The organism is Planctobacterium sp. R6 (assembly GCF_055755215.1).
Genome location: NZ_JBVTQY010000051.1, coordinates 1 through 24,941 on the forward strand (window position 1 = coordinate 1; position 24,941 = coordinate 24,941).

Here is a 24,941-nt window from a genome sequence, read left to right on the forward strand (position 1 = left end):
TCACTCAAACCTGTCATCCACCCCCTGTCTAACAATACGAAAAACTGAGGCGACAACTATCCTGACACAGGGGGCTGATGCGCTGCGCCACACTACCTGCCATGCCCAGCGCTTCGCTGTCGTTAACTTTCGGTAACGGCAACTTCACCAGTGCTTTGTGAATACGTTTAGCGTTGTCGTGCTGCTCTTGCTGAGTACGCAGTTGTTGTTCGGACTCCGTCTGACTTTCTTTGCGGGCCTGACGGGCGGCCTGATAGCTTTGTTGTTCCTGCTCCAGGTGGCGTTGCGCATCGGCTTGTTGCTTTTTCGCCTGAGTCAGTTTCTGCTGCCACTGTACCTTGTGACCGGTAAAGACGTTTTTGTACCAGCGCTGATACTCTTCGATTTTGTGTTTGTTATTTTGGGTGTGCTGAATATCCTTTTTCAGTTGTTCCAGTTGCTTCTTCAGACTGCCGATTTCATCCACATCCACCCCGCGCTTCGCCATTTCGTCTTCCAGAAACTGCTGACAGGCTTTTTTATCTTCTTCTGCCTGGCGCTTGGCTGAAGCCATTTGTTGCTTCAGTTGCTGAATTTTTTCTTCACTGGCATCAATCAGTTGCTGCCAGTGGAATTTGTGCTCCAACTCCTGCTGTGCCTGACGCTCTTTTAACTCATCAATGGCTTCGGCTTCAGCCTGATTCAGTTTATTGAGCTTGTCCTGTACCTGCTTCAGGGCCTTTTTACTGTTGAGCTTGCGCTCAGACAAGGCCTGGCGATACTCCGCTAACAGGTGTTCTTTATCCTGTTGTGCCCGTTGCCTGTTTGACTGGGCGGTATTGAGCTGCGCTTTGAGTTTGGCTTTGTCCAGTTCCAGTTCGCGGATCGCTTCGCTGGCTTTAGACAGGCGCTGCTCCACGTCACTTTGCTGTTCAGACAATTGTGACAAGGCAGACTGAATGGTTTCCAGAGTTTCTCTTAAGGCCACTTCTGATTGTGCGTATTCCGGCAATGCCAGGCTGCTCAAATCCAGTTTAAGTCCGAACAATTCATCACTGCTTTGATTGAAGTGGGGCTTCAGATCGGTGCGGTTTAACAATTCCGGCTGAATTACCTTACCCAGCTTTTCCTGCCATTCGGGCATTTCTGCGCGTAGGTATTCCAACAGGGAGTGATTGCCCGGATAGAGCAAGCCTTCGATGCGCTTCAGCTCCTGCTCTTTGTTTTGATATTGCTTGCGCACTTCCTGCAACTCAGCATCAATCCCATTGCGAGATTTTTGCTGGCTTTCCAGTTGTTGCTCGATACCCGACAGTTTATGTCGAACCGTATCTTCTGCCTCTGAGGCTTCCTTAATCGCCGCGTCCTGCAATTCCAGTTGGTTCTGTTCAAACTCACTAAAACCAGCGCTTTGCAGACGGGTATTGGCTTCAGTTTCCTGAATTTTCAAAGTGGCTTTTTGCGTGGCGTAGCTGTCTTTCAGGTCGTGAATTTCATCGCGACACTGAGACTGAATGTTTTGCAACGCCAGTTGCTGATCGGATTTTAACTGTGCTTTTTGCTCGCTTTGCACAAGTTGTGCTTCGCCCAACTCATCCAGTTGTGCACTGAGTTTTTCACTCATTTCGGCGATGCGGCGATTATAGGTGGCTTCGATATCCTGGTGCTTTTCCGTCAACAGTGCATAACGACCACTTAAGGTAGATTGTTCGTCCAGCCATTGCGGAAGCTGTTGTAAATTCTGTTGCAGGGTTTCAATGTCCTGCTCTTGCCAGTTATCGTATTCGTCTTCGATTTGTTGCAGATCCCGCTCAAACTTTTGGGTATCGGCTTTGGCTTCAGATAATTGCTGATTCAGCTCATCCCGCAACTGTTGCCATTGAGCATCTGCCACTTTATTTTCGGCGATCAGGCCTTCAAGCTTGTCTTTAAGTTTCACCAGATTAGCCGCCAGAATGGCCACATCCTGATCTATTTGCACCTGAATGGCCCCAAGTCGTAACTCGGTTTGCTGCAACTGCTGCTCGGTTTCCTGTAATTTGCCGAACTCCGGACGAATGGCATCAAATTCCTGAATCAGACGACACTCACGGATCCAGTTTTCCACATGTGCGGGTTTCAGGCTGGATACAGGGGGTTGTACACCGTCTTCTTCCAAAATGGCCCCAATCATGGTTTTGATGGTTTCCATTTTGCCTTCTTTGGAATGCACGGCGCGCGCCAGCTTTTCGATATGACGCATATGCTGGCTGGAGGCACACAGGCTAAACATGCGGGCATAACCAATTAAGTCGCGAGAATCAGGACAGCTGTTCATCAGGGTGCGATCGTTTTGAATAACCCCACGGAACGCCTTGTTATTCATCAGATTAGATACCAGGATATTTTGCTTTTTAAACTGCCTGCCCAGTTCTGACATGGTTAATGAGGTGAACTCACCCGGCTTGCTTTCAAACACATAGTCTTCCAGCACAAAAGGTTTCGCCACCAGTCGATATTGCACACCGGTGCCATTGGAGGAGAGTACCAACTGGCAGACATTGTCTTCGTGCTGTGCATATTCGTAAATGATAAAACTAGACTCACGAGGCAAATACCAGCGCTCAAAGCTGTCTCGCGTGGCGGGCACCACCCGGCTGGGAGATTCCCCGTAAAACACCGGAATCAACCGCTGTAGCGTGGTTTTTCCAGAGGCATTGGTACCACAGATATTGGTGTGGCCCTGGAGTTTGAGTTCTACCCGACCAGGAAGGTGGGTATCGATCAGAATAATTCGTTGTAAACCTGGCATAGACATCCTAAGAAAAGATAGGCAGAAAAGGCGCTTTCTGTGAAACGCTGATCAGCCATAAATGGTGATCTTTTTAATGAGTTTCAAGCCTGCAGAAGTGCCGTTTTGACCGGATAATACCAATTACAACGAAGATCTGCTCTACTCTTCGAATGCACGATAAATTACTGCCCCGATATCTGGTCGGACAAGATCCCTAAATTTTACTGGTAATCCCGGTGCAATTTGTTTAACAATTGGCCAACATTAAAAGCACCCACAGCACGCACAAGAACAATAATGATAGCCAGGAACTTCGCTAAACTCTTCATCCCCAAGCCCATAAAGGCTTTGGTGGCTTCAGCTATTTTCAGCTTACTACCGGTTAGTCAGGGGCTGGCACAATCGCAGGAACTGGAAATCGTTCAGGACACCCATGCGCAAATCAGCCAGTCGCAACAACAAGTGGAACAACTGGATAATGCCACCCGCAAAATGCTGCAGGAATATCAGGACATTATGCAGCGCAAAGATTATCAGCAGTATTATCAGTTTCAGTTACAACAACTTAAGCAGGAACAAAGTGCTGACATAGCCCGACTGGAAAGCCAACTGCAGGAACTGGCCTATATAGAACTGGCGCTGATGCCCTTAATGCAAAGTATGTTGCTGGCCTTAGAAGAGTTTATCGCGTTGGATCTGCCCTTTAAACAGCAGGAACGCCTCGATGGGCTGCAGCGCTTGCGACAGCGCATTAATTCCACACAGCAGACATTACCGGATAAATATCGCCTGATGATGGAAGCCTGGCAAATAGAGCAGGACTATGGCCGCAGTATAGAAACCTGGCGCGGCGTACTGGAAGACGAAAACCAGAATCCATTAGCGGTGGATTTTTTGCGCATTGGTCGTATCGCTCTTTATTACCAGACGCCCGACGCGAAACTGCAAGGCCGTTGGGACAGCGAAACAAAATCCTGGCAGAGGCTACCGCAACAATTCAGTCAATCAATTCAGCATGCCATGCGGGTTGCATCGGAGCGCATCGCACCGGAGTTACTGGCACTGCCTCTGCCCACCGGAGGTGCTGAATAATGAAGCCATTATCTTTCAATGCTCGCCTTTGCTGTTTGCTGGTAGCGCTCATTGCAATGACGGCTCAGGCCGATACGCCCTCTGAAACCCAATCTTTATTAGAAAAGGTTAAACAAGAGCGCGCTCAGGAAAGACAGCGCATTCAGGAGCGGGAAGCTCGCTTTCTGGCCGCCAAAGAACAACAAGCCAGCTTGCTGGCACAGGCTAAGGCGGATTTTGAGCGCTTTCAGCGGCAAAACAATCCGTTAAAACAAGAGACATTGCGCAACCAGGAGCGCATCGAAGAACTGCAGGCACAGATCCAAAAACGCAAGGATGAAACCGGTGATCTGGATAGCGTTTTTCGACAAATGTCACAGGAATTAGCAGAGCGTTTAACCGCCTCATCCATCAGCATGCAGTTACCGACACGCCAGGAGCAGCTTAACGCGCTGTTGCAGGGTGAACGAACCGCTAATATCGAACAGATGGAAGCTTTATGGCTACTGATGCAGGAAGAGATCACCTTAAGCGGTGAGATTGCCAGTTTTAGCGCCCCGGTGATCCAACCGGATGGCCAGATAATCATGCAAACTGTTACCCGTGCAGGCAATTTCTCCAGCTATGTGGATGGCCAGTTCCTGCGTTTTATTCCTGAAACGCAGGAATACCTGCTCACTACGCAACAATCCGCAGAAACCCAGCAAAACCAGCGCTGGTTTGCCGCAGAAAATACCCTGGACACCCTTTACCTGGACCCAACCGATGGCACTTTGCTCGCCATTATGGCCTGGACGCCAGACTGGCGACAACGCATTGAACAAGGCGGCGTGATTGGCAAAATCATTCTAGCATTGGGCGCTTTGGGTTTGTTACTGGTGTGCTGGCGCGCTATTGCCTTACTGTGGCAACAACACACATTGAAACGACAGTGTCAGTCATTAAGCCCGGCCAGACCGGATAACGCGCTGGGTCGGGTTATCCTGCGAGTGGCTGAGCTACCGAAAGCAAGCTCCGCTGATAATAATGACATATTGGGCATGGCTCAGGTGCATCTGGACGAAGCGGTGCTGACGGAAGTCAACCAACTGGAAAAAGGCCATAATCTGATCAAACTGTTAGCCGCCACAGCACCACTGCTGGGCTTATTGGGCACAGTTACCGGCATGATTGTGACTTTCCAAAGTATCAGCTTTTTTGGCAGCGGCGATCCCAAATTGATGGCCAGTGGCATATCACAGGCATTGGTTACTACCGTGTTAGGGCTGCTTGTGGCCATCCCGCTGTTATTCGGCCATAGTTTTGTCAGCAGTCTGGCGGATAACCTGATCCGTCGCCTCGACGAACAAAGCGCAGGATTGCTAACTCAATATCTGAATAGCGGAAAAAGCGGTGTTCAATCTGGTTCAAAATAAAGCTCCAAATAAAAGCCGGAGAAAGGCGTGACACTGTTAAACAACTTACTGGCGTTTATGTCTCAGGGCGGACCTGTGCTGTGGGCGGTTTTTGCCACCAGTTTATTGTTGTGGCTGCTGATTTTTGAACGCAGTTATTTTTATCGCTTTGAATTTCCCGCGCTGCGTCGCCGGACTCTGAACCGCTGGCAACACAGAACACCGCAAGGCAGCAGTGAATTGCGGGCCTTCAGGCGATTGTTGATTTCAGAGCTTTCGATATTGCTGAACGCCCGTCTGAAGTTTATTACCGCCATGATCATGATTTGCCCCCTGATGGGTTTGCTGGGCACGGTTACCGGCATGATCCACCTTTTCGATGTTATCGCCTTTAGCGGCAACGGCGATATCAAGGCCATTTCATCAGGGATTTATCGGGCCATATTACCCACGCTGGCAGGTCTGGTGACCGGCCTTTCCGGATATTATTTTGCAATGCGCTTTGCTCAAAAAGCGCAACGCCTGGAATTGCTGCTGACCGAACAGCTTTCTGGCAACGCTTAAGAGGATAAACGGCTATGAGTTATCACCGCCACAATCGACAAACCCAGCAGGCCGAATTGGACATGACGCCCATGCTGGATATCGTTTTTATCATGCTGATCTTTTTTATTGTTACCACCTCTTTTGTCAAAGAGTCTGGCGTGGATGTCAACGCTCCTCAGGCCCAATCAGCACAACCACAAAACGCCAATATTTTTGTCGCCATTACCGCAGAAGGGGATATCTGGATAGACAATCGTTTGGTGGATATCCGATCGGTGCGCAGCATTGTGGCGAGGCTCCACGCTGAAAGCCCGGAGAGTACTGTGGTGATCCAGTCGGATCAGCAAACCCGCACCAAAGAGTTAATAGGCGTGATGGATCAGGTGCGACTGGCAGGCGTCGAGAAAGTCGCTATTGCCGCTGATATTACTGCGACCCAATAATGCTCAATCCATTGCTCAAATATTCTGGCAGTTTACTGGCCGCTCTGGTGGTTACCATGGCGCTGTTCTTATTTATGCAGCGTTTGGTGAATCAACCTTTGCCGGCACTGCCGGATATCCAGTTTTCCGGTATGGTGGCGCTGTTTCAAATTCAGGAACAGGAGCAACCGCCCGACAGTGAACCACCACCTCCACCGCAACAAAACACTGAACCACAGATGGCCGAGACAGCATTAAATCTCAGTCCGGCCACAGAGTCATCGTTGCCAATATCTGAGGACTTTCTGCCAGGCCCTGTTACTCCTGGCTTGAAGTTCGGCCTGGGCTCGGCCTCAGAAGCTATCCAGACTGCCGGAGAACTTTTATCGCAGTTTGGCGAGGATACGCGGGAAGGCTTTATCGAAATTACCCCCTTTGCCACGCGTCGCCCCAATATTCCGGAACTGGCCTGGCAACACCAACTCAATGGCTGGGTGTTGGTGGCGTTTAATGTGTCGCCACAGGGCCAGACCCGCCACATTCGGGTACTGGACGCTCATCCCAAAGGCGTGTTTGAAGCCGAAGTGATTCGGGCCATTAAATTATGGCGCTACGATGTCAGTGACATTGTAAAAGACGGTCAGGACGTGGTGCTGACCCAAAAAATAGCGCTGCAATGGCAGCATTATCCCCAAAACTCACCCTACCCGGAGTAATTGAGCTTGTACCGTCTGCCTGCCAGTTTACTCTCTGTGACACCAGTCAAAGCCTTTGGTTTGGCGTTACTGCTGACTGTGTTCGCAGCACAAACTGAGGCGAGGCAGTACAAAAGCAAACTGTTTAACAGCAGTGACCAAAATCTGGGAGCGGCGGAAAGTCAGGCACTCAGTAGCCTGGAGGCGCATCTGGCAACAGCTACCGATCCCTGGGAAATTGCGGTTAATGGTCAACATCTGGCGCGTCAGTACGCACAAAACGGGCAATTTGAACAAGCCGCGCAGGCCTATCAAAAAGCGCTGAGCACCAATGTGCTGGCAGAACCGGTGGCCCGAGTAATGACCAAAGAATTGGCCTATGTACTACTGCAATTAAAGCGCTTTGCTCAGGTTGGCCCTTTGTTCTCCCACTCATCCATGGATAATGAAGAACGACTTTTAGTGGCCAGAGCTGCGCTGGGCTTACAGCGTTTCCACGAGGTAGTGGCAATTCTCACCCAGATCACTGAAAACAGTGCAGCGCTGCCGGATGAGCAATTGCAACAGGTTGCAGAATTGGCCTATCAGGCCAGTGCCTTTGCAATGGCGATAGACGCTATCAAGGCATTGCTTTTGCGCCATCCTGAGGATATGACACTGATCCGGCAACTCACAGGTTTGTATATCAAGACGCAAAAATTCAATGCTGCGCTGGATTTGTGGTCGTTAGCCAGCAATCAAAGTCGCTTTGTGGATGAGCAAGACTGGTTGTTATTGGTGGAGCTTTATCAACGGCAAAATATGCCGGATAAAGCCGCCCGAATTTTGGATAACGCTTTACAAACCGACACAGTTAACGCAACGGCCAGTCACTGGTACAGATTATTTGAACTCTGGTATCAGGCCAGGGAAACTGACGCCGCGATGACCAGTCTGAACAACAGCCTGCGGCTCTCTTCAGATATCCAGCAAGGGCTATTGTTAGCTGACTTGCAGCACAAAGCAGAACAATGGCAAAACCTGTTGGACACCCTGACCTTCACTTGCCAGCAAGTGTTGCCAGATCGTTTTACTGGCAAAGCCAACCTGTTGTTGGGGATTGCTTATCACAAACTGGGGCAAGCGGATGAAGCCCGCCGGGCCTTTATTAACGCCTCATTAGTCAGTGGTGAAAAAGCCAAAGCCAGAGAGTGGTTGGCGTTTATTGAAGCCTCCCCCGCCAACGAAGCAGAAATGTCAGAATTAAAAGGACTTTGTTTGCCGGAGGAAACCCGTATTAAACTGCCGGAATCCTCCCGCACTGATAAACCACGAGCAAGTGCGGAAACTGACAAAACAAAACCGACTTCAAAAAATGACGCACCGCCGCTGGAAATCAAAACATTACCGGCCACGCGATTTTATGGCACCCGGGTCACTACGACCCCGCAAGAGCTGCCTCAAACCATTAAAAGACGCACCTTTGCCCTGATCAAAAGCCTGATGAAATCCGGCGGTGGCATTGCCGGTAATATGCACCTATTACTGGATGATATTCCCACCGAATCCTCTCTGACCTTAACCATTGCTTTTCCCTTTTCTGGCGCGCCTGCAAATCGCGGTGTTAACCGCATTGTGCCGGAACCAGAGCATCAGGCCCTTAGCTGGAAATACCAAGGCCCGGCGGTGGACATCAATCAACAGTGGGCGCAATTTATCCAGCAGGCCATCGCAGAACAACACCAGCTCAATGGCCGCGCCAGAATGGTGTTTTTATCCGACACCAGTGGTACTGACTTGCTGGATGTGGAATTGCAACTATTGCTGCATTTCCCCTGAGATCAGGAGGATGCTTCCAGCTTATCCTGCGTTTTGTGTTGAAAGTCGTCGGCGTCGTGGCGCTCGTGCAATTGCTCGTGCAGTTCTCCCCAGGAGCGATTTACCATTCGGCCACGTTGCACTGCAGGTCGTTCATCCAGCAATTGCGCCCAGCGCATAACATGTTGGTATTCCTGCACCTGCAGAAACTCAGCAGCGTTGTACAAGCGGCCCAGTACTAGATTGCCCATCCAGGGCCAGATGGCGATATCAGCAATACTGTAGGTTTCACCGGCGACATAGGTGTTGTTGGCCAGTTGCTTGTCCAGTACATCCAGTAAACGCTTAGTTTCCATGGAAAAGCGATTGATAGGATATTCAAATTTTTCCGGGGCATAATTGTAAAAGTGACCAAAGCCACCACCGACGCTGGGTGCGCTACCCATCTGCCAGAACAACCAATTCAGGGTTTCTGTGCGGGCTGCCCCCGAAGGCAAAAACTCGCCAAACTTTTCCGCCAGATGTAATAAAATGGCACCCGATTCAAACACCCGAAGCGGATGGTCAGAGGACAGGTCCAGTAACGCCGGAATTTTTGAGTTAGGGTTAATGTCGACAAAGCCACTGCTAAACTGATCGCCCTCACCAATATTAATCAGCCAGGCATCATATTCGGCTCCGGCGTGTCCCAGGGCCAGTAGTTCTTCCAGCATGATGGTGACTTTGGCGCCATTTGGAGTCGCCAACGAATACAATTGCAAAGGGTGTTTGCCTTGTGGCAGGTCTTTTTCATGGGTAGCTCCAGACACAGGGCGATTGATATTGGCAAAGGCGCCACCGTTGCCTGGTTGCCATTGCCAAATCTGTGGCGGTTGATAGGTGTTAGTCATAAAATGTTCTCCGGGATGATAAAATACTGTTCAGTATAAAACTTTATATGAATGACAGGTTTTAAAATCAAGAAATTTCCAATAAAAAAGAATAAAGTATAGAAGAGCGAATCAAATTGGAGGAAATAGCTTAGGATGCGCACCCTTGTGATTCTGATAATCGCCCTGTTGGCAATGGGAAAACACGCGATTGCTGCCAGCATTTTTGCACAGGGTGATTTGTATTTTGAATCGGTGGCAGATCACCGCGACATCCCCGATGGCATCGTTACTTCACTGGGCCAGGATAGCCAGGGTTTCATCTGGATAGGCACCCAACAAGGCGCAGTGCGTTACGACGGCTATCAGTTTACCCCCTTCAGACACACACCCGGCGACCGCAATTCGTTGGCCGGTAATTACATCAGAACCATCTGGAACGCACCTGACGGAAAAATCTGGTTTGGCACCTTCAGTGACGGCATTTCTGTACTCAACCCCGCCACTAACCGTTTCGAGCATTTCGACCTGAGTCAGGACAGTGATAGCCGCAACGGTAATTCTATCCGAGCCATCGTGGGAGAAGCCAGTCAGCGGGTCTGGGTTGCCACGAATCAGGGGCTGAATTATCTCAATCCTTACAGCAAAGAAACCGTCGCTATAACAGCCATTAACGGCTGCGAAACTGTGTATCAGGACAAAGGACCGCGCAGTCTGTTTATGGATACCAGCCAGGGATTATGGTTGGGCACTCAGAACGGGCTATGCCGCATTAATTTACCCTCTCAAAGTTTCAATGGAAATGTATTGTCTGGTCGCAGTTTTGCGGCATTTGATGGTATTCAGATACACACCCTGACTCAGTCCCACTCAGGTCTGATGCTGGTTGGCACCTTACAACAGGGATTGGCTAAATTCGATCCTAAAACGATGGAACTAAACTGGTTAGACAGTGGTCCGGACAAACTGGGGCATCCCTGGGTGGTCTCCATTGTTGAATCAGAACCGGGACAGGCCTGGATTGGCACCCTGGACGGCGGTATTAGTATCATTGATATCGACTCGTTGCAGATCGTCAAACAAATCAGGCACGACCGCAGTATAAACAGCAGTATCAATCAGAATAATATTGGCGCGATATTCAGGGACAATGCCGGACTGATGTGGATTGGTACCTGGGGTGCCGGATTGAACCTGTTTGCGCCCCACAATGACAGCATCAGAACACTAAGGCACAGCCCCTATCGCCCGGACAGCATCAAAAACGCAAGAATTCGGGCTATTGCGGAAACCGACAAGGGTGATATCTGGCTCGGCTATAGTCAGGCCGGGTTAACCCGAATCGACAACCAGCTCGGCACAATTCAACATTTTGATGAATCCGGCAATGCGCCGGCAACATTGCCGGAAAATGATATTTTGTCGTTGTTGCATACCCAAAACGGTGAAATTTGGGTAGGAACCCGACGCAAAGGGCTATTCAGTTACAACCCGCAACAGCAAGTTTTTCAGGCCTACCCGGTAGCCGCGCAGCAGGGATTTAACACCATTACCACCATGGTGGCGGATAACAAGCAACGGGTTTGGCTGGGTTCCACCAAAGGAGTGGCCTATATTGACCTAAGCGACCAGTCTTTCAGGCTGTTAGATGATTATGCCCATTACGAACCCATTCGGGGAAGAATCACCTACGCCCTGGCATGGCAACCTCCCGCCAGTCTCTGGGTAGGTACAGACGATGGACTATTTCACATTGACTCAGACACACAGCATGTCACCGAAATCAACAGCTCGACAGAACTGCCCGGCGAGTTGTCAGACAATGCCATAAACAGTTTGCACGTAGACAGAAACAACCAACTTTGGGTTGCAACAGAGAGTGGCCTCGACAAACTGGACAGTTGGGACGGCAAAACCGCTACCTTTGTTTCTGTAAATCAACAGTTGCAAATCGAACAAACCTACACTGCCAATATTCTATCTGATCACCTGGGTCGCATATGGCATTACAAAGGCGTGTACGACATTGAAAATCAGCAATCCATTGATTTAAGCCACAACAACAAATGGGATATTGGCACCATCTGGTTGGGCTCTCAGGTTGTTACTCAGGATGGGATTATCCTGTTCGGCGGCAATGAAGGATTGTTGCTGGTTGCACCAGAAAAATTTAGCAACTGGTGGTACAACCCGCCGCTGGTGATCAGTTCAGCGGAAATTAACGGTCAGCCTGTTCAGCTTGACCTGAATCAGCCGGTTCCTTTAGCACCCGATACAAAAGGGATTTCTTTTGAGTTTTCGGCGCTGGACTATACCGGGCCGCAAAAGATATTGTACCGATGGCGGCTATCCGGGTTTAATGAACAATGGCAATACGGCAATGCCGATAATCGCCGGGCAACTTACACGAATTTGTCTCCGGGAAAATATCGCCTGGAAGTGGAAAGCACCAACAGCGCCGGTACCTGGATGTCTAACCAGATTGCAATCGAGTTGCTGAGCTTACCCGCCTGGTACGAGACCTGGTGGTTTTACCTGGCCGTATTGCTGGGGCTGTTAACCGGCATCTGGTATTTGTTTGTGATACGCACACATCATCTGGTGCGGCAGAAGAAAAAACTGGATCAGCAGATTTACCAAAAAACCCAGGAACTGATTCAGGTGAACAATGACAAAGATCGCATTATGTCGATTCTTGCCCATGACATTAACAATAAGATCTCAATCGGTCTGGGTTATCTGGATTTAATTAAACTAACCAAACAGGTAAGCCCAACATCGGAGCTACACAACTATCTCGATCAGGCTATTAACGCCGGAAAAAGCTGTTCTGAGTTGGTGGAAGAGTTGCGGGACTACGGCAAACTCAGCAACGAAAGTAACGAAGTCACCCTGAAAACCAATAACGTGGTTAAAATATTGGCAAGACTGGTAGAAGCCCACCAGCCCAAAGCATTGGCTAAAAAAATCCCGTTGCTTTTTGAATTCCAGAAAGACGTGATCTTCTGCGATATACACCAGGCTAAGTTTGCCAGAATTATTGAAAACTTGCTGAGCAACGCCATCAAGTTTTCTTCGGAACAACAGCGAGTATCGGTGACGGTGACTAGCGCAAGCGGTAAGGTCAGGATCACCGTTGCAGACCAGGGCATAGGGATACCCGAGGATATCAGCACACAATTGTTTTCCGCCTTTACCAACAGTGGCCGCAGCGGTACACACAATGAAAAATCTACCGGACTGGGGCTGTACATTGTGAAAAAGCTGGTGGAGCAACACCGGGGACGGGTTTGGTTTGAATCAAAAGAAGGGCAAGGCTCGCAATTTTTCATCGAGTTACCCGCCACCGACGCCTGAGGCCCACATCACCATCCAACTTTGGTATGAAACCGGATGAAAATGACCTAATTGCATTGCATTCGCTCCGCAATCCGTTAGATTGGATAGACTATTAAAGCAATAAAGTTTAGAGCACCTATGTTTGTACTTGCCACAACCCACCAAAGTGCGCTTGATGAAAGCGCGAGCCTGCGCTCTCAGTTACGAGAGCTGGAAGATTCGTTAGCTCATCTGGAAAAAGAAAACCGCGCCCTGAAAGAAGAACTGTACGCCAAAAAAGAAATCAGCAATGACTATGAAACGGAGTTAGTTAAATGTATGTCAGGCTCGCTGCGCCAGGTAGAAGGCGTTCGCGAAACGGTACTCAGCTCTTTTCAGCGCATTGACGAAGAATCGCAGTCGGTGCGTCAGGTAGCCGAATTATTCGATACTTCCTCCAGCTCATTAGCCAGCATTGTTGCCTCTATGGAAGAGATGGGGAACAAGATGGGCGGCATGACCAGCAGTATCAACGGGTTGTCGGAAAAAGCCGACAGCATCAACAAATTTGTCTCCACTATCACCAGTATTTCTGATCAAACCAACTTACTGGCCCTCAACGCCGCCATCGAAGCCGCGCGAGCCGGTGACGCTGGGCGAGGGTTCAGCGTGGTTGCCGATGAGGTCCGAAGCCTGGCGACAGAAACAAACAAGTCCGCCAGTGAAGTAGCCGACCTGGTTACGAATATTATCAGTTCCACCAAGTACGCTGTCAGTGCCGTTGATGAGCTTAAAGGCAACAACGAAAGCCTGTCCGACGGGGTCGGTCAGCTTAATGAGCATTACTCCGCTATTGTGGATTGCTGCAGCTCAATGAAAGAGGCGATTTCCGATACCACACATCGCACTTTTATTCAGACGGTAAAACTGGATCACATTGTCTGGAAGGCTGATGTTTATGCCGTGTTGCAGGGGCAAAGTAGCAAGGACATCAATGACTTTTCCGATCACAGCAGTTGCCGTCTAGGCCAATGGTATCAGGGATCTGGCAGAGAAATATTTAGTCGCAACAAAGCTTTCAGCGACCTCGACGCGCCTCACGCGGAAGTGCATCGCAGTGGTGTCGCAGCCATGAAAGAAGCGCAAAATGGCAATCAGGATGCCGCCATCAAATATTTAATCAAAATGGAAAGTGCCAGCGAGAAAGTATTGTCCATCCTGGATCAACTGGGCCGCGACTGGAAAGATTAGCCTTGTCACAGTGACAAAATCGGGACCTTCAGGTCCCAACGTCACTAAAATTCAATAACCTGTTGTGCAGAATTAATGACGGCTGCCCCCTGGCCGGCCTCAGTAATCCATTGTAAACGTACCTGCTCAATCCCCGGAAACAGCGTCTGAAGCGTTACCTGTACAGATTGAGGTGACTGGGATGCACATTGATATAAGTAGTTAACGGTGATTTCCGCATGTTCGTCTTCAGGGTGTTCATGCTCATCATGATGCTCGTGCTTATCATGATGCTCGTGCTTATCGCGATGTTCGTGCTTATCATGATGCTCATGCTTATCATGGTGCTCGTGCTTATCATGATGCTCATGCTTATCGTGATGCTCGTGCTTTTCATGATGCTCATGCTTATCATGGTGCTCGTGCTTTGGCGGATGGCCATGCTCAGCCTCACTATCCTGCCATGAGTATCGCACTTCTGTAGAGGTTAACGCACACTCAGTACCACTTAACACCAGCCACTCAGCGCCTTTCAGTTCTGCAACAGCACTATTGAGCAGCCATTTATCTTCCGGCATTTCCGGGCGGTATTCAAACCCCACGATATTAGCTAATGGACTACTGAGTGAAACAGATACCTGATGGTTTTCGCCAACAATCTGAAGTTCAACTTCGCCATGGGTATGAGCAGACTGACCATGGGCTGCCATTGTATTCAACGCAAATAGAGTGCAAATCAGTGCGGTACGCATAGTACGACTCGCTTTTGTTGTCATTATCAGGAGGGTTGCAGTGCCGACAGGCGACGATTCATCTGATGGGCATAGATCAAAATGCCACCGCCGATAACCGTTAAGATGGTTTCTAAAACGTGCAGGTGCCAGATCATTTCCAGCATCAAGGAAATGGTTAATAACACTAACCCAATCACACCTAATAGCAGCGGTTGCTTATCGCCATGTTGACGACGGGCGTGCGGGAAACTCAGGGTTGCGAACAACAATACCGGCAGGAAAAAGACCAAATGGATCTCAGACGTATGCCAGGTGGCAGAAATGACACCGGTTCCACCAAGCACTAATAACACTGCGCTTAACACACAATGTACAATGCATAAACTTGACAAAACTGTACCAATAATATCGCGCACGGATGTTCAACCTGATTAATCTGGGTGGGTGATAATATAACATTTCAGAGAATTCGCAACCTAAATTTCCAGTTTTTTCCGGGCTTTCCTGAATGACATTGTTAACTAATCGTTAAATTTAATTGATTACAAGGCGATCAATTCATACTACTCTCTGTGTATAGTTTGACGAAAAAATAATGCAGAGCGTACATGCCCTATCAATTGTCTCTGGAAAATCAGGTCATCAACGTTGTGTTTAATGGCCATATCGGGACTGAAGACCTGGTTGCACTGGACAAAGAGATCTATGAGCAATGGACCGACCTAAACTGTATTGGTCATTTGTACAATTACCTGGATGTGCAGAGTGCTTCCTTCAGTGAAGAAGAAATCAGAAGAATTGCCCTGCTGGATAAAAACGAGTCATTTATTCAGGGGCCTTTGAAAATCGCGATTGTCGTAGAAGACGAAAACATCATCCGATTTTCCCGAATTTATATCGAAGGCCTGACCGGCTCAGACTGGCAGGCGGAAATCTTTGCAGACTGCAGCACTGCGATGAACTTTCTTTTAAACTGAACTGATCTTAGCGCGAGTCCGCACGTTTACAATGCCACTATCCCTATCCAACCAAAGGGCAAAATCTTGAAAACCTGGCACCATGCGGACATACAGTCCATGCAGCAACGCTACCGCGCTATGTTCATCAACTCCTTATCAGGTTTTAAAAGCGCCAATCTGGTGGGCACAATAAACTCAGACGGTGTGGAAAACTTAGCCATTGTGAGTTCGGTGTTTCACATTGGCGCCGATCCGGCATTGATGGGCATGATCACCCGGCCCCGAACAGTGCGCAGAGACACGGTGAACAATATTAAGCATTCAGGATTTTACACCCTCAACCAGGTTTCTGAACCGATGGTACATGCCGCTCACCAGTGCTCAGCCCGTTATGATGCTGAAGTTAGTGAATTCGCGGAAACCGGGCTGACTCCCAGTTATGTAAGCGGCTTCAGTGCCCCATTTGTGGCACAGAGTTGCCTGAAAATAGGATTACAGGTAGAGGAAATCCAGTTGCTGGAAATCAACCAAACCGAACTGATTATCGGTAAAGTGGTGTTAGTTCAAACCGATGAAATGGCCATAGAGCCCGATGGCAGTATCGATATTGAGAAGTTAGGCAGTGTCGCCATTTCCGGGTTGGATCGTTACCACACCACAAAAAAGCTAACCCGACTAACCTATGCCAAGCCCGATAGCTGGCCGGAAGAACTCACCTTTAGCAAAGATTAGATAAGCAACAGGTAAAAATAGGTTACTATCTTGTTTTTTGATTTCACGAGATAGTCATTTTGAAAACCCTTTTTCCTGCTATTGAGCCTTACAGTGAAGGTAAACTTCAGGTCTCCGATTTACATGAAATCCACTACGAACAGGTCGGTAATCCCGAGGGCCAGGCAGCACTGTTTCTGCACGGTGGTCCAGGACTCGGCATACTGCCCATTTATCGTCGTTTTTTTGATGCTTCCCACTACCGGATAGTGTTGCCTGATCAGCGCGGCGCTGGGCGCAGTAAGCCCTATGCGGAACTCAAAGAGAACGATACCTGGCAAATAGTCGAAGATCTGGAAAAGCTACGCAAACATCTGGCGATCGACAAATGGCTGGTAATGGGTGGCAGTTGGGGTAGCTTATTGGCTCTGTGTTACGCGATAAAATACCCAGATTCCGTATCGTCACTGGTACTCAGAGGGGTATTTTTAGGTCGCCAGACAGATTTGGACTGGGTTTATGGTGGGACCGGCACAGCGCAACTATTTCCCGATAAGTGGGCGGAATTTAAAGCCCCGGTGAACGGTAAAGATGATGCTGAAATTGTTGCCGCCTACTACCAATTGCTTACCCATCAGGACCCTCAGATTGCCCGCCCGGCAGCTTTAACCTGGGCAAGTTACGGTGCAAATACCATGACTTTGATACCCGGTTCCGAATCCAGTCGCGATATTACCGCCAGCGATAAGATGTTATCGCTGGCCCGCACTGAATGTCATTTTGCCCACCACAAATTCTTTCTGGAAGATGATAACTATGTGTTGCAAAACGCGGACAAAATTAGTCATATCCCTACCCACATAGTACATGGGCGCTACGATGTGATTTGCCCCCTGCGCAGCGCCTGGGATATCCATCAAAGGATGCCCGACAGCCAGCTGCACATAGTGGAGGGTGGTGCCCATATCCCCACAGAACCTGGCATGGTGGACAAACTGGTCGCCATCACAGAACAGTTAAAAGCACGTTAAAAATTTTCAGGCGAAAGTGACCCATTTGAACCCCTGCAGCGTAAACCTTATCAAATTCGCAATTCTAATGTTCGGATATGAAACAGGTACTGATTACAGGGGCTTCTTCAGGCATTGGTGAACAACTGGCTGGTGACTACGCCAGACAAGGTTGGCTAGTTTATGCCTGTGGCCGCAATAGCGACAAACTGCAGGCATTGCACAAAGCACAGGATAGTATTGTGCCACTGGTTTTTGATGTCACTGACATTCAACAGGTGCATCAGGCAGCAAGCGAGATATCAGGACAACTGGATCTGCTGTTGTTAAACGCCGGTAACTGCGAATACATTGATAACCCGATGCAATTCGACGCAGCGCTGTTTGAGCGCATCATCAAAGTCAACCTGGTTGCCATTGGTTATTGCCTTGAAGCCCTGTTACCCAAAATCAAATCAGGTGGCCAACTCGGCATCGTCAGCTCCAGTGCCGCTTATTTACCCTTTCCCAGAGCCACTGCCTATGGTTCAGCTAAAGCCGGTGTCAGCTACCTGGCCAAAACCCTTGCCATCGAACTCAAGCCTCACAATATTGCGGTGAGTTTGATCAGCCCAGGTTTTGTGAAAACCCCGCTGACCGACAAAAATGACTTTGACATGCCGATGCAGGTCAGCACTGAATATGCCTCTAAAGCCATCATAGCAGGGTTGGCAAAACGGCGGAGTGAAATCCATTTTCCCTATTTCTTTACTATGATTTTAAAACTACTGGCTGCATTACCCGCTCCAATCTGGCGAGCGATAGCGCAAAAAATGCAGACCGGTACTCAGTCTCAGCCTTAACGGAGAATCCTGTGCAACAAATTCAAACAAAAACACGCCTGACCGCCACTCGCAGTAGTGATTTTTTCCAGAACATGGTCTTTAAACTACTGGCCAGAGCCACAGCCGGGCTGCTAACCATGAAGCTGGGTGAAGAAGTTTTTCAGTTTGGCGATAAAGACGCACAGCTCAAAGCTGAAGTACAGGTCTATGACCGCCAGATATTCAAAACACTGATGTTTAAAGGCAGCATTGGTATTGCCGAAGATTATGTCGCCGGAAAGTGGAACTCTCCTGACCTGACCCGGGTCATTGAATTTTTTGTGGCCAATCAAAACGCCCTGGATGCAGTGGAAAAGAAATTCGGTGCGCTGGTAAGGCTTGGTTACTTCCTGAAAAAGTTCAAAAATCGCAATAATGAGACCCAGGCAAAAAAGAATATTCTTGCCCATTATGATCTGGGCAATCATCTCTATAAACGCTTTTTAGATAGCCAAATGCAGTATTCCAGTGCCATTTACCCGGAAACCATGACAGATCTGGAAAGCGCTCAAATCCACAAAATGGAAACCATCTGTCAGCGGCTGCAATTGCAACCTGGCGAATCCGTACTGGAAATCGGCACCGGTTGGGGCGGACTGGCGGTATATATGGCAAAGCATTACGCTGTGAATGTGACCACTACCACCATTTCTGATGCGCAGCACGACTACGCGCAGCAACGCATTGCAGAAGCCGGTTTACAGGACAAAATTACCCTGCTGAAACAGGACTACCGCAAGTTATCCGGGCAGTTCGACAAACTGGTGAGTATTGAGATGATTGAAGCTGTGGGTCACGAATACCTGGATGGCTTTTTCAAACAGTGCAGCGATCTGTTAAAGCCAGAGGGGTTGCTGTTAATTCAGGCCATCACCATCGCCGACCAACGCTACGAACACTATCGCAAAGAAGTGGATTTTATTCAGACTTACATTTTTCCCGGGGGGTGTCTGCCCTCAGTGCAACGTATGAGCCAGTGTTTAACCAACAACACCGACATGGTGATCCACGAATTGCACGATATCGGGCTGCACTATGCGAGGACCCTTGCCGACTGGCGGGAGAAGTTCCTTGCCGCCTGGCCACAACTGGCCCAGGAAGGGTTTGATCAGCAGTTTAAGCGACTCTGGACCTATTACCTGTGTTATTGCGAAGGAGGCTTTTTGCAAAGAGCCATCAGCACAGTGCATCTGGTAAGCCGCAAACCTCAGTTTTCAGGGTAGTTGCCAATGCTTTCGGCAAAACAGTTTAACATTGCCAACTTTGTGCTGTTCCAGTTGTTGTGGATAGCCGCGGTCATATTCCAGAACAACTGGGTGTGTGCCTGCCTGTTACTGTTGCATTTTATTCTCAGCCCCAACCGCAAAACCGATTTATCACATACCTATAAAGCGATTCTGGCGGGGATCGCTTTGGACTTCACCCTGATGCAGGCAGGCATTTATGTCTTTGCCGAAAACCAATTTCCCTTCTGGTTGATCTGCCTCTGGATAGGCTTTGTTCTGACACTGCGCTACAGCATGGCATGGCTGGCAAACAAACCCCTGTATTGGCAGGTGCCACTGGGTGCCATCGGCGGTACGCTCAGTTATTTATCAGGATCACGCTTTGGCGCTGTTGAACTGGCCCAGGGTCTTTGGATTACGGTCCTGATACTGGTACTGGCGTGGGGGACCCTGCTGCCGGTTTTTTACAAACTGGTCGAAAGAGGCACAGGGCATGAAAACCTGGCGTAGTCTGTTGTTAGCTGCCGGAATGTTTTTAATCAGCGGCCATCTGGCGGCGTCACCGCAGTCCCCGCCCTGGCCTTCAATGCAACTGGTGGGTGAGGGAAAATTAAGTGTGCTGTTTTGGGATATCTACGAAGCCCGATTGTATTCTGCTAATGGTATCTATCAGTCGGATCAGTTTCCGGTGGCTTTGAAGCTCACCTATCTCAGGGACTTTTCAAAACAACAACTGATCGAAGAAACCGTAAAACAGTGGCAGAAACTGGGCTTTTATGATGAACAAAAAGTCCTTGCCTGGACTGCAGAACTGCAACAGCTCTGGCCGGATGTCAAACGTCAACAATCGTTAACCCTGTACATAGACGAAGCACAAATCAGCTACTTTTATTTCAATGATGAACAACTGGGGACACTGAGTGATCAACAGTTTGCCCGGGCATTTCTGGCTATCTGGTTATCCCCCAACACCAGCGCGCCGGATGTCAGAAAACAACTCATTGGCCAAAACTAATCCTCCCAAAACAGGAGTCTCCTATGCAAAATAAACTATTCAGGTATTTCATACTCGGTTTGTCATTGATTTTATCTGCCTGCAGTGCAGTTGACGTTAACGACTATGCCGCTACGGAACCCCGACTGGATCTGAAGACGTTTTTCAATGGCGATTTGAAAGTCTACGGAATGGTGCAGGATATGTCCGGCAAGATGACCCGTCGCTTCAGCGCCGACATTAAAGCCTCCTGGCAAGGTAATACCGGTACCCTTGACGAAGTGTTTTACTTTGATGATGGCGAACAACAAACCCGCATCTGGACCCTGAACGATCTAGGCAATGGGCGCTATACAGGTACGGCCGGTGATGTGGTGGGTGTGGCGCAAGGGCAAACCCGTGGAGCCGTTTTTCGCTGGCAATACGAGCTGACTATCCCCTACGACGGAGACACCTTAAACGTACACCTGGATGACTGGCTCTATTTGATCAGCGAAGACCGGTTGCTCAATCGCACCAGCATCAACAAGTTTGGCATAGAGGTGGGGGAAATCACCCTGATCATCGAAAAGCGAAACTAAAAAAGCCGGAATACACTATTCCGGCTGAACGCTCCGACGTTAGGAGAGAGTGAGCGAAACTCTCGGAAATGTTCTCCTGCCCTAAAGGGTTCTCACACTACCTCCTGGCGGTTAACATTTCCCGCGGGCCGGATGTTTATCCGACACACTGATTAAAAATAGAATTATTGGTGGGGCCTTTACCCCACCCAGGATGATTAACCTAACAGTGAAAGCGCTGATTGCGGACGCTGATTAGCCTGTGCAAGTACCGTGGTACTGGCCTGCTGGATAATCTGATTACGCGTCAGGTTCGCTGTTTCAGTGGCGAAGTCCGTATCTTTGATACGTGAACGGGCACCGGACAGGTTCTCTGATACGTTACTCAGGTTACGGATTGTAGACTGGAAACGGTTTTGCAAAGCACCCAGCTCAGCCCGTTGAGCACCAATGGATGAAATGGCAGTATCAATCGCAGTCAATGCACCTGAAGCACCCGTAACTGTTGAGATATCAACTGTGCCGACACCTAAGCCTGATGCACCAAAGCTGGCACCGTTTGAAGACGACAAGTTAACAGAAATCGTTTGACCGGCATTGGCACCCACCTGGAACGCTGCGGAGAAACTACCGCTTAAGATGGCATTACCGGCAAATTGCGTATCTGTACCAATTCTTGATAATTCTGCAACTAATGCGGTAACTTCCTGCTGTAAAGCGGTTCTGTCAGCAGATGAATTGATACCGTTTTGAGACTGAATAGCCAAAGTACGAATACGTTGCAATGCCGTGGTGGTTTCCTGCAAAGCACCTTCCGCCGTTTGCACCATTGAAATCGCATCATTGGCGTTACGCACTGACTGGTCCAGGCCTTGAATTTGTGAGGTAAAACGGTCGGTGATCTGTAAACCGGCGGCATCGTCTGCAGCGCGATTGATACGGAAACCGGAAGACAAACGCTCAAACGAAGTTGATAGGGCGTTGCCTGAATCGAATAATTGACGCTGGGCGTTCAATGAAGATACGTTAGTATTTACAAATAAAGACATTTGTCTCTCTCCTACACTCTCGATCCGGATCAGCTTGTGAGGTATTTGGGCTTTACCGGTGACTGTCGTCGTACAGTCAAATCGTTAATATTCAACAATCACCCGTTTATTGGTTTTATTAAGTGATTGTCACTGGCTCTCTCACTTAGGGTTATCGTACCGGCAAAAATTTCCTTGAAGGTTTTTTGTACTTTTTTGAGAAATGTAGATAAAACAGAAGGTTGTAGTTTTCAGTTAAATTGAATATCACTGAAGAATTTTAGCAATCCGGTCGAACCTGAGTCCGACCGGGTTTTATTGAATGCCCCTAGTCCAGGATGATTTTACTGGCCGGTGAGCTGGTTTTTAACTGGCGAGCTTGCGCCGGGCGTTCGGATAGCTCGCTACCCACCCGTATCGCCACAAAACTGCGATTGCGGATATAAACAGATTCTCCGTCTGGCGTTGCGGGAAAGAAAGTGAGATCCATCATTTCGCCATCGGCATTAGCCAAAAAGGTATTGTCACCAATTGCCTGCAATATTGGGTTGTAATTAATGCCTTCAGCATCCATTTCAGGTACGTTGACCCGTAAAACGCCGTTGTTGTTACTGATCTTAATAGTGACGGCTCCGGCATCATATGTACCTACATGACGATCAAAAGTACTGGCATCCACCTCTCCGTAGGGCATGGGCTGTGATTCCGGAAGTGTCATAACACTCTTAAGCGCGGCAATCATGGTTTCGATATAATAATCACTGTCACCACTACTCATGATGGACACTGCGATATTCTCTTCCGGCAACATCCAAAACATTGAGGTGTAACCCCGGGTATTACCGCCATGTTGCCAGACGGTGGCGGGATACCAGCGATTGTTGTAAGCAAATCCCTGGTCTACAAAAATGCCGTAGCCATAACTGAGTGGTAGCCCGGCTTGCTCCATGGGTACCTGCGCTTTCGTCATTTCCTGTCGGTATTCATCGGCCAACACATCGCTGTTCCCCGACATCAAAAATTCAGCCATTTTTAACAACTCGCTGGGTGTAGACCAGCTGTAAACGCCTGCAGGAATTACCGGCAGCCAGTCCTGCAACTGATTCAGGCTGCTGTACCCCTGGGCATTGCCGGCGTTGTTTTGATAAACCCCCAACGCAAAATTGCCATCACTGATCACCTCTGATTTGTGCATGGTAGTGCGGTTCATGCCCAGAGGCTCAAAAACAGATTGCGCCATCAGATCGCGAAAATCCTGCTGACTAACATACTCCAGGATGGCACCCAGATAGGAGTAGCCCGGATTGTTGTAATTAAAAAACTGCTCCGGTTCCACCATTTGCGGATTGGCCTCAGCATATTGCTCAAGCATGTAGCTCAGTAATTCGCTGTTGTCTGTCATGGCCTGATAATCATCAGAAAACCCGCTCATGTGGTTCATCAGATGAGCGATGTTGATATCGTTCCAACCCAGCGTTTGCTCAGGGGCATACTGAATACCAGGCAGAGTGCTGGTCAAGGTATCCTGCGTGGTAAAAATCCCCTGCTCCACCATTTGCATCGTCGCCAGACTGGTAAACATCTTGGTGGTAGATCCCAGCTGGAACAATGTGTCTTTGGACACCGGCTGGCCATTGTTCCATTGATTGTTACCAAAAGCTTCGGCATAAACCACTTCACCGTCTTTGTAAATGGCAACAGAAACCGCTGCAGATTCATTGCTTTGCATCTCGGTTTGAGCGGCACTGGTTACCGCTGCAAAAACCGGGTCGGGATCAGGCGTAGGTGCGGGTGTTGGTGTAACAGGTGTTACATTGGAGCCTGAAGAGCCACCACAAGCGGCTAAACCCAGCACCGCCAATGAAATAAGAGAAATACGTTTTAACATTATATTGCTTCCTGTGTAGTGTTAAATCTTTTAACTGCACACAGTGTAAAAGCGCCGAACCCGGAATGCTGTATGGGCTTGTACCGGACTTTTTCAAAATGTATCGATGAGATACAACTAGCAGAGTCGGTTCCTTTGTGCCGTGAGTGGCACTTAGTTTACTGACTGTTCGCGGGTAATTTCACCACAAACTCGGCCCCCTGAAGGGATTCGCTTTGCTGTACCTCAATACTGCCCTGATGCCAGTCCACCACTCTTTTACAAATGGCTAAACCTACACCGTGACCTTTATGGGTGTTGTGGCGACTACGTACAAAGGGTTTAAAGATATCGCTGCGCAGCTCTGGCGGTATCCCCGGCCCGTCGTCACTGATACGCAAGGTAACCTGGCTGCTGTCACGCGCCAGCTGCACCAAAACCTGTTCAGTGGCGTGCTGAACGGCATTTTGCAACAGGTTCGTCAACAGCATTTTCAGATAGGTAGGGTCGCCATCAACTCCCATTGAACCGGTAGTTTCTGCAACCTGTAGTGTCAGAGATTTGCCGGGTTGCGTTTTTTTAGCCAATGATTTTTCCAGCAACGCTGCCAGATCGACTTCCCGCTTTTCCAGATGTAGCATGGCCTGATCGAGCCTGGCGTAGCCCAGCAAGGTTTCAATCAACTCCACCATATCGTCAATGTGTTCGTTAATGCGCTCTTCATATTGCTGACGCTTCAGCGGATCGGATTCTTCGCTCAAGGTGTCCAGCCCCATGCGAATGCGCGCCAGCGGTGTTCGCAAATCATGTGATACCGCTGACCCCCTGTGTCAGGATAGTTGTCGCCTCAGTTTTTCGTATTGTTAGACAGGGGGTGGATGACAGGTTTGAGTGA

The 24,941-nt window shown here is 48.9% G+C and carries 23 protein-coding genes and 1 pseudogene; 16 read left to right on the plus strand and 8 right to left on the minus strand.

Features of this window, described 5'->3' with window-relative positions:
* Positions 1-28 precede the first annotated feature (28 nt).
* A complete protein-coding gene (locus AC0J20_RS20880; protein WP_473023225.1) occupies positions 29-2,770 on the minus strand; it encodes an ATP-binding protein in 2,742 nt (913 codons plus the stop codon).
* Positions 2,771-3,049: 279 nt separating this feature from the next.
* Between AC0J20_RS20880 and AC0J20_RS20885 the strand changes: the two genes are divergently transcribed.
* The 6 genes from AC0J20_RS20885 to AC0J20_RS20910 are packed head-to-tail and all read left to right on the plus strand — an operon-like array spanning position 3,050 to position 8,698.
* Positions 3,050-3,844 (plus strand): DUF3450 domain-containing protein, encoded by a 795-nt coding sequence (locus tag AC0J20_RS20885; RefSeq protein WP_473023226.1) that lies wholly within the window; start codon positions 3,050-3,052, stop codon positions 3,842-3,844.
* Positions 3,844-5,238, plus strand: a complete 1,395-nt coding sequence (locus AC0J20_RS20890; RefSeq protein WP_473023227.1) for a MotA/TolQ/ExbB proton channel family protein — start codon at positions 3,844-3,846, stop codon at positions 5,236-5,238. The genes AC0J20_RS20885 and AC0J20_RS20890 overlap by 1 nt, the downstream gene beginning before the upstream one ends.
* A gap of 27 nt (positions 5,239-5,265) precedes the next feature.
* Positions 5,266-5,781 (plus strand): MotA/TolQ/ExbB proton channel family protein, encoded by a 516-nt coding sequence (locus AC0J20_RS20895; protein WP_473023228.1) that lies wholly within the window; start codon positions 5,266-5,268, stop codon positions 5,779-5,781.
* Positions 5,782-5,795: 14 nt separating this feature from the next.
* Positions 5,796-6,206 carry an ExbD/TolR family protein gene (locus AC0J20_RS20900; protein WP_229530236.1) on the plus strand — a complete coding sequence of 137 codons (411 nt, stop codon included), beginning with the start codon at positions 5,796-5,798 and terminating at the stop codon, positions 6,204-6,206.
* Positions 6,206-6,901, plus strand: a complete 696-nt coding sequence (locus tag AC0J20_RS20905; RefSeq protein WP_473023229.1) for an energy transducer TonB — start codon at positions 6,206-6,208, stop codon at positions 6,899-6,901. The genes AC0J20_RS20900 and AC0J20_RS20905 overlap by 1 nt, the downstream gene beginning before the upstream one ends.
* 6 nt (positions 6,902-6,907) lie before the next feature.
* Positions 6,908-8,698, plus strand: coding sequence for a hypothetical protein (locus AC0J20_RS20910; protein ID WP_473023230.1), 1,791 nt, complete (start codon positions 6,908-6,910; stop codon positions 8,696-8,698).
* Between the two features lie 2 nt (positions 8,699-8,700).
* Here the strand turns inward: AC0J20_RS20910 and yghU are convergent, their stop codons facing one another.
* The gene (yghU, locus tag AC0J20_RS20915) at positions 8,701-9,567 is read right to left on the minus strand and encodes a glutathione-dependent disulfide-bond oxidoreductase (RefSeq protein WP_473023231.1); all 867 of its coding nucleotides are present in this window, start codon (positions 9,565-9,567) and stop codon (positions 8,701-8,703) included.
* 135 nt (positions 9,568-9,702) lie between these two features.
* Here yghU and AC0J20_RS20920 point away from each other — a divergent pair, with 135 nt between their 5' ends.
* The gene (locus tag AC0J20_RS20920; RefSeq protein WP_473023232.1) at positions 9,703-12,903 is read left to right on the plus strand and encodes a ligand-binding sensor domain-containing protein; all 3,201 of its coding nucleotides are present in this window, start codon (positions 9,703-9,705) and stop codon (positions 12,901-12,903) included.
* 120 nt (positions 12,904-13,023) lie between these two features.
* Positions 13,024-14,115: a methyl-accepting chemotaxis protein gene (locus AC0J20_RS20925; protein ID WP_229530241.1), complete on the plus strand. Its 1,092-nt coding sequence runs from the start codon at positions 13,024-13,026 to the stop codon at positions 14,113-14,115.
* Between the two features lie 44 nt (positions 14,116-14,159).
* Here AC0J20_RS20925 and AC0J20_RS20930 read toward each other — a convergent pair whose 3' ends face one another.
* Positions 14,160-14,870 carry a ZrgA family zinc uptake protein gene (locus tag AC0J20_RS20930; RefSeq protein WP_473023233.1) on the minus strand — a complete coding sequence of 237 codons (711 nt, stop codon included), beginning with the start codon at positions 14,868-14,870 and terminating at the stop codon, positions 14,160-14,162.
* Positions 14,871-14,872: 2 nt separating this feature from the next.
* Positions 14,873-15,244 (minus strand): MerC domain-containing protein, encoded by a 372-nt coding sequence (locus tag AC0J20_RS20935; RefSeq protein ID WP_324255628.1) that lies wholly within the window; start codon positions 15,242-15,244, stop codon positions 14,873-14,875.
* Between the two features lie 192 nt (positions 15,245-15,436).
* On the opposite strand from AC0J20_RS20935, the gene AC0J20_RS20940 reads away from it, so the two are divergent.
* The 8 genes from AC0J20_RS20940 (at position 15,437) to AC0J20_RS20975 (ending at position 21,172) form a co-directional block, all read left to right on the plus strand.
* Positions 15,437-15,805: a hypothetical protein gene (locus tag AC0J20_RS20940; RefSeq protein WP_473023234.1), complete on the plus strand. Its 369-nt coding sequence runs from the start codon at positions 15,437-15,439 to the stop codon at positions 15,803-15,805.
* A gap of 66 nt (positions 15,806-15,871) precedes the next feature.
* The gene (locus AC0J20_RS20945) at positions 15,872-16,519 is read left to right on the plus strand and encodes a flavin reductase family protein (RefSeq protein WP_473023235.1); all 648 of its coding nucleotides are present in this window, start codon (positions 15,872-15,874) and stop codon (positions 16,517-16,519) included.
* Positions 16,520-16,578: 59 nt separating this feature from the next.
* Positions 16,579-17,529 carry a prolyl aminopeptidase gene (gene pip / locus AC0J20_RS20950; protein WP_473023237.1) on the plus strand — a complete coding sequence of 317 codons (951 nt, stop codon included), beginning with the start codon at positions 16,579-16,581 and terminating at the stop codon, positions 17,527-17,529.
* Positions 17,530-17,606: 77 nt separating this feature from the next.
* Entirely contained in the window at positions 17,607-18,350 is a 744-nt protein-coding gene (locus AC0J20_RS20955) for an SDR family NAD(P)-dependent oxidoreductase (RefSeq protein WP_473023238.1), read from the plus strand.
* Positions 18,351-18,370: 20 nt separating this feature from the next.
* A complete protein-coding gene (locus AC0J20_RS20960; RefSeq protein ID WP_473023243.1) occupies positions 18,371-19,594 on the plus strand; it encodes a class I SAM-dependent methyltransferase in 1,224 nt (407 codons plus the stop codon).
* 6 nt (positions 19,595-19,600) lie between these two features.
* A complete protein-coding gene (locus AC0J20_RS20965) occupies positions 19,601-20,107 on the plus strand; it encodes a DUF2878 domain-containing protein (RefSeq protein ID WP_473023239.1) in 507 nt (168 codons plus the stop codon).
* Positions 20,091-20,612 carry a chalcone isomerase family protein gene (locus tag AC0J20_RS20970; RefSeq protein ID WP_229530249.1) on the plus strand — a complete coding sequence of 174 codons (522 nt, stop codon included), beginning with the start codon at positions 20,091-20,093 and terminating at the stop codon, positions 20,610-20,612. Before AC0J20_RS20965 ends, AC0J20_RS20970 begins: the two co-directional genes overlap by 17 nt.
* A 23-nt stretch (positions 20,613-20,635) precedes the next feature.
* The gene (locus AC0J20_RS20975) at positions 20,636-21,172 is read left to right on the plus strand and encodes a DUF3833 domain-containing protein (protein ID WP_473023240.1); all 537 of its coding nucleotides are present in this window, start codon (positions 20,636-20,638) and stop codon (positions 21,170-21,172) included.
* 197 nt (positions 21,173-21,369) lie between these two features.
* On the opposite strand, the gene AC0J20_RS20980 is transcribed toward AC0J20_RS20975, so the two are convergent.
* The 4 genes and pseudogenes from AC0J20_RS20980 to AC0J20_RS20995 form a co-directional block, all read right to left on the minus strand.
* Positions 21,370-22,200 carry a flagellin N-terminal helical domain-containing protein gene (locus AC0J20_RS20980; protein ID WP_473023241.1) on the minus strand — a complete coding sequence of 277 codons (831 nt, stop codon included), beginning with the start codon at positions 22,198-22,200 and terminating at the stop codon, positions 21,370-21,372.
* Between the two features lie 307 nt (positions 22,201-22,507).
* On the minus strand, positions 22,508-24,067 hold the full coding sequence (locus AC0J20_RS20985; protein WP_473023242.1) for a serine hydrolase domain-containing protein: 1,560 nt from the start codon (positions 24,065-24,067) through the stop codon (positions 22,508-22,510).
* A 158-nt stretch (positions 24,068-24,225) separates the two neighbouring features.
* Positions 24,226-24,687, minus strand: a complete 462-nt coding sequence (locus AC0J20_RS20990) for a sensor histidine kinase (RefSeq protein ID WP_473023244.1) — start codon at positions 24,685-24,687, stop codon at positions 24,226-24,228.
* A gap of 15 nt (positions 24,688-24,702) precedes the next feature.
* Positions 24,703-24,852: pseudogene (locus tag AC0J20_RS20995) on the minus strand (histidine kinase dimerization/phospho-acceptor domain-containing protein); the annotation flags it as partial.
* Positions 24,853-24,941: the final 89 nt, after the last annotated feature.

Coding starts and splice junctions, on each gene's coding strand:
- AC0J20_RS20880 (WP_473023225.1), bottom strand. CDS start 2,770: ATGCCAGGTTTACAACGAATTATTCTGATCGATACCCACCTTCCTGGT.
- AC0J20_RS20885 (WP_473023226.1), top strand. CDS start 3,050: ATGATAGCCAGGAACTTCGCTAAACTCTTCATCCCCAAGCCCATAAAG.
- AC0J20_RS20890 (WP_473023227.1), top strand. CDS start 3,844: ATGAAGCCATTATCTTTCAATGCTCGCCTTTGCTGTTTGCTGGTAGCG.
- AC0J20_RS20900 (WP_229530236.1), top strand. CDS start 5,796: ATGAGTTATCACCGCCACAATCGACAAACCCAGCAGGCCGAATTGGAC.
- AC0J20_RS20905 (WP_473023229.1), top strand. CDS start 6,206: ATGCTCAATCCATTGCTCAAATATTCTGGCAGTTTACTGGCCGCTCTG.
- yghU (WP_473023231.1), bottom strand. CDS start 9,567: ATGACTAACACCTATCAACCGCCACAGATTTGGCAATGGCAACCAGGC.
- AC0J20_RS20920 (WP_473023232.1), top strand. CDS start 9,703: ATGCGCACCCTTGTGATTCTGATAATCGCCCTGTTGGCAATGGGAAAA.
- AC0J20_RS20925 (WP_229530241.1), top strand. CDS start 13,024: ATGTTTGTACTTGCCACAACCCACCAAAGTGCGCTTGATGAAAGCGCG.
- AC0J20_RS20930 (WP_473023233.1), bottom strand. CDS start 14,870: ATGACAACAAAAGCGAGTCGTACTATGCGTACCGCACTGATTTGCACT.
- AC0J20_RS20940 (WP_473023234.1), top strand. CDS start 15,437: ATGCCCTATCAATTGTCTCTGGAAAATCAGGTCATCAACGTTGTGTTT.
- AC0J20_RS20955 (WP_473023238.1), top strand. CDS start 17,607: ATGAAACAGGTACTGATTACAGGGGCTTCTTCAGGCATTGGTGAACAA.
- AC0J20_RS20965 (WP_473023239.1), top strand. CDS start 19,601: ATGCTTTCGGCAAAACAGTTTAACATTGCCAACTTTGTGCTGTTCCAG.
- AC0J20_RS20970 (WP_229530249.1), top strand. CDS start 20,091: ATGAAAACCTGGCGTAGTCTGTTGTTAGCTGCCGGAATGTTTTTAATC.
- AC0J20_RS20975 (WP_473023240.1), top strand. CDS start 20,636: ATGCAAAATAAACTATTCAGGTATTTCATACTCGGTTTGTCATTGATT.
- AC0J20_RS20980 (WP_473023241.1), bottom strand. CDS start 22,200: ATGTCTTTATTTGTAAATACTAACGTATCTTCATTGAACGCCCAGCGT.
- AC0J20_RS20985 (WP_473023242.1), bottom strand. CDS start 24,067: ATGTTAAAACGTATTTCTCTTATTTCATTGGCGGTGCTGGGTTTAGCC.
- AC0J20_RS20990 (WP_473023244.1), bottom strand. CDS start 24,687: ATGCTACATCTGGAAAAGCGGGAAGTCGATCTGGCAGCGTTGCTGGAA.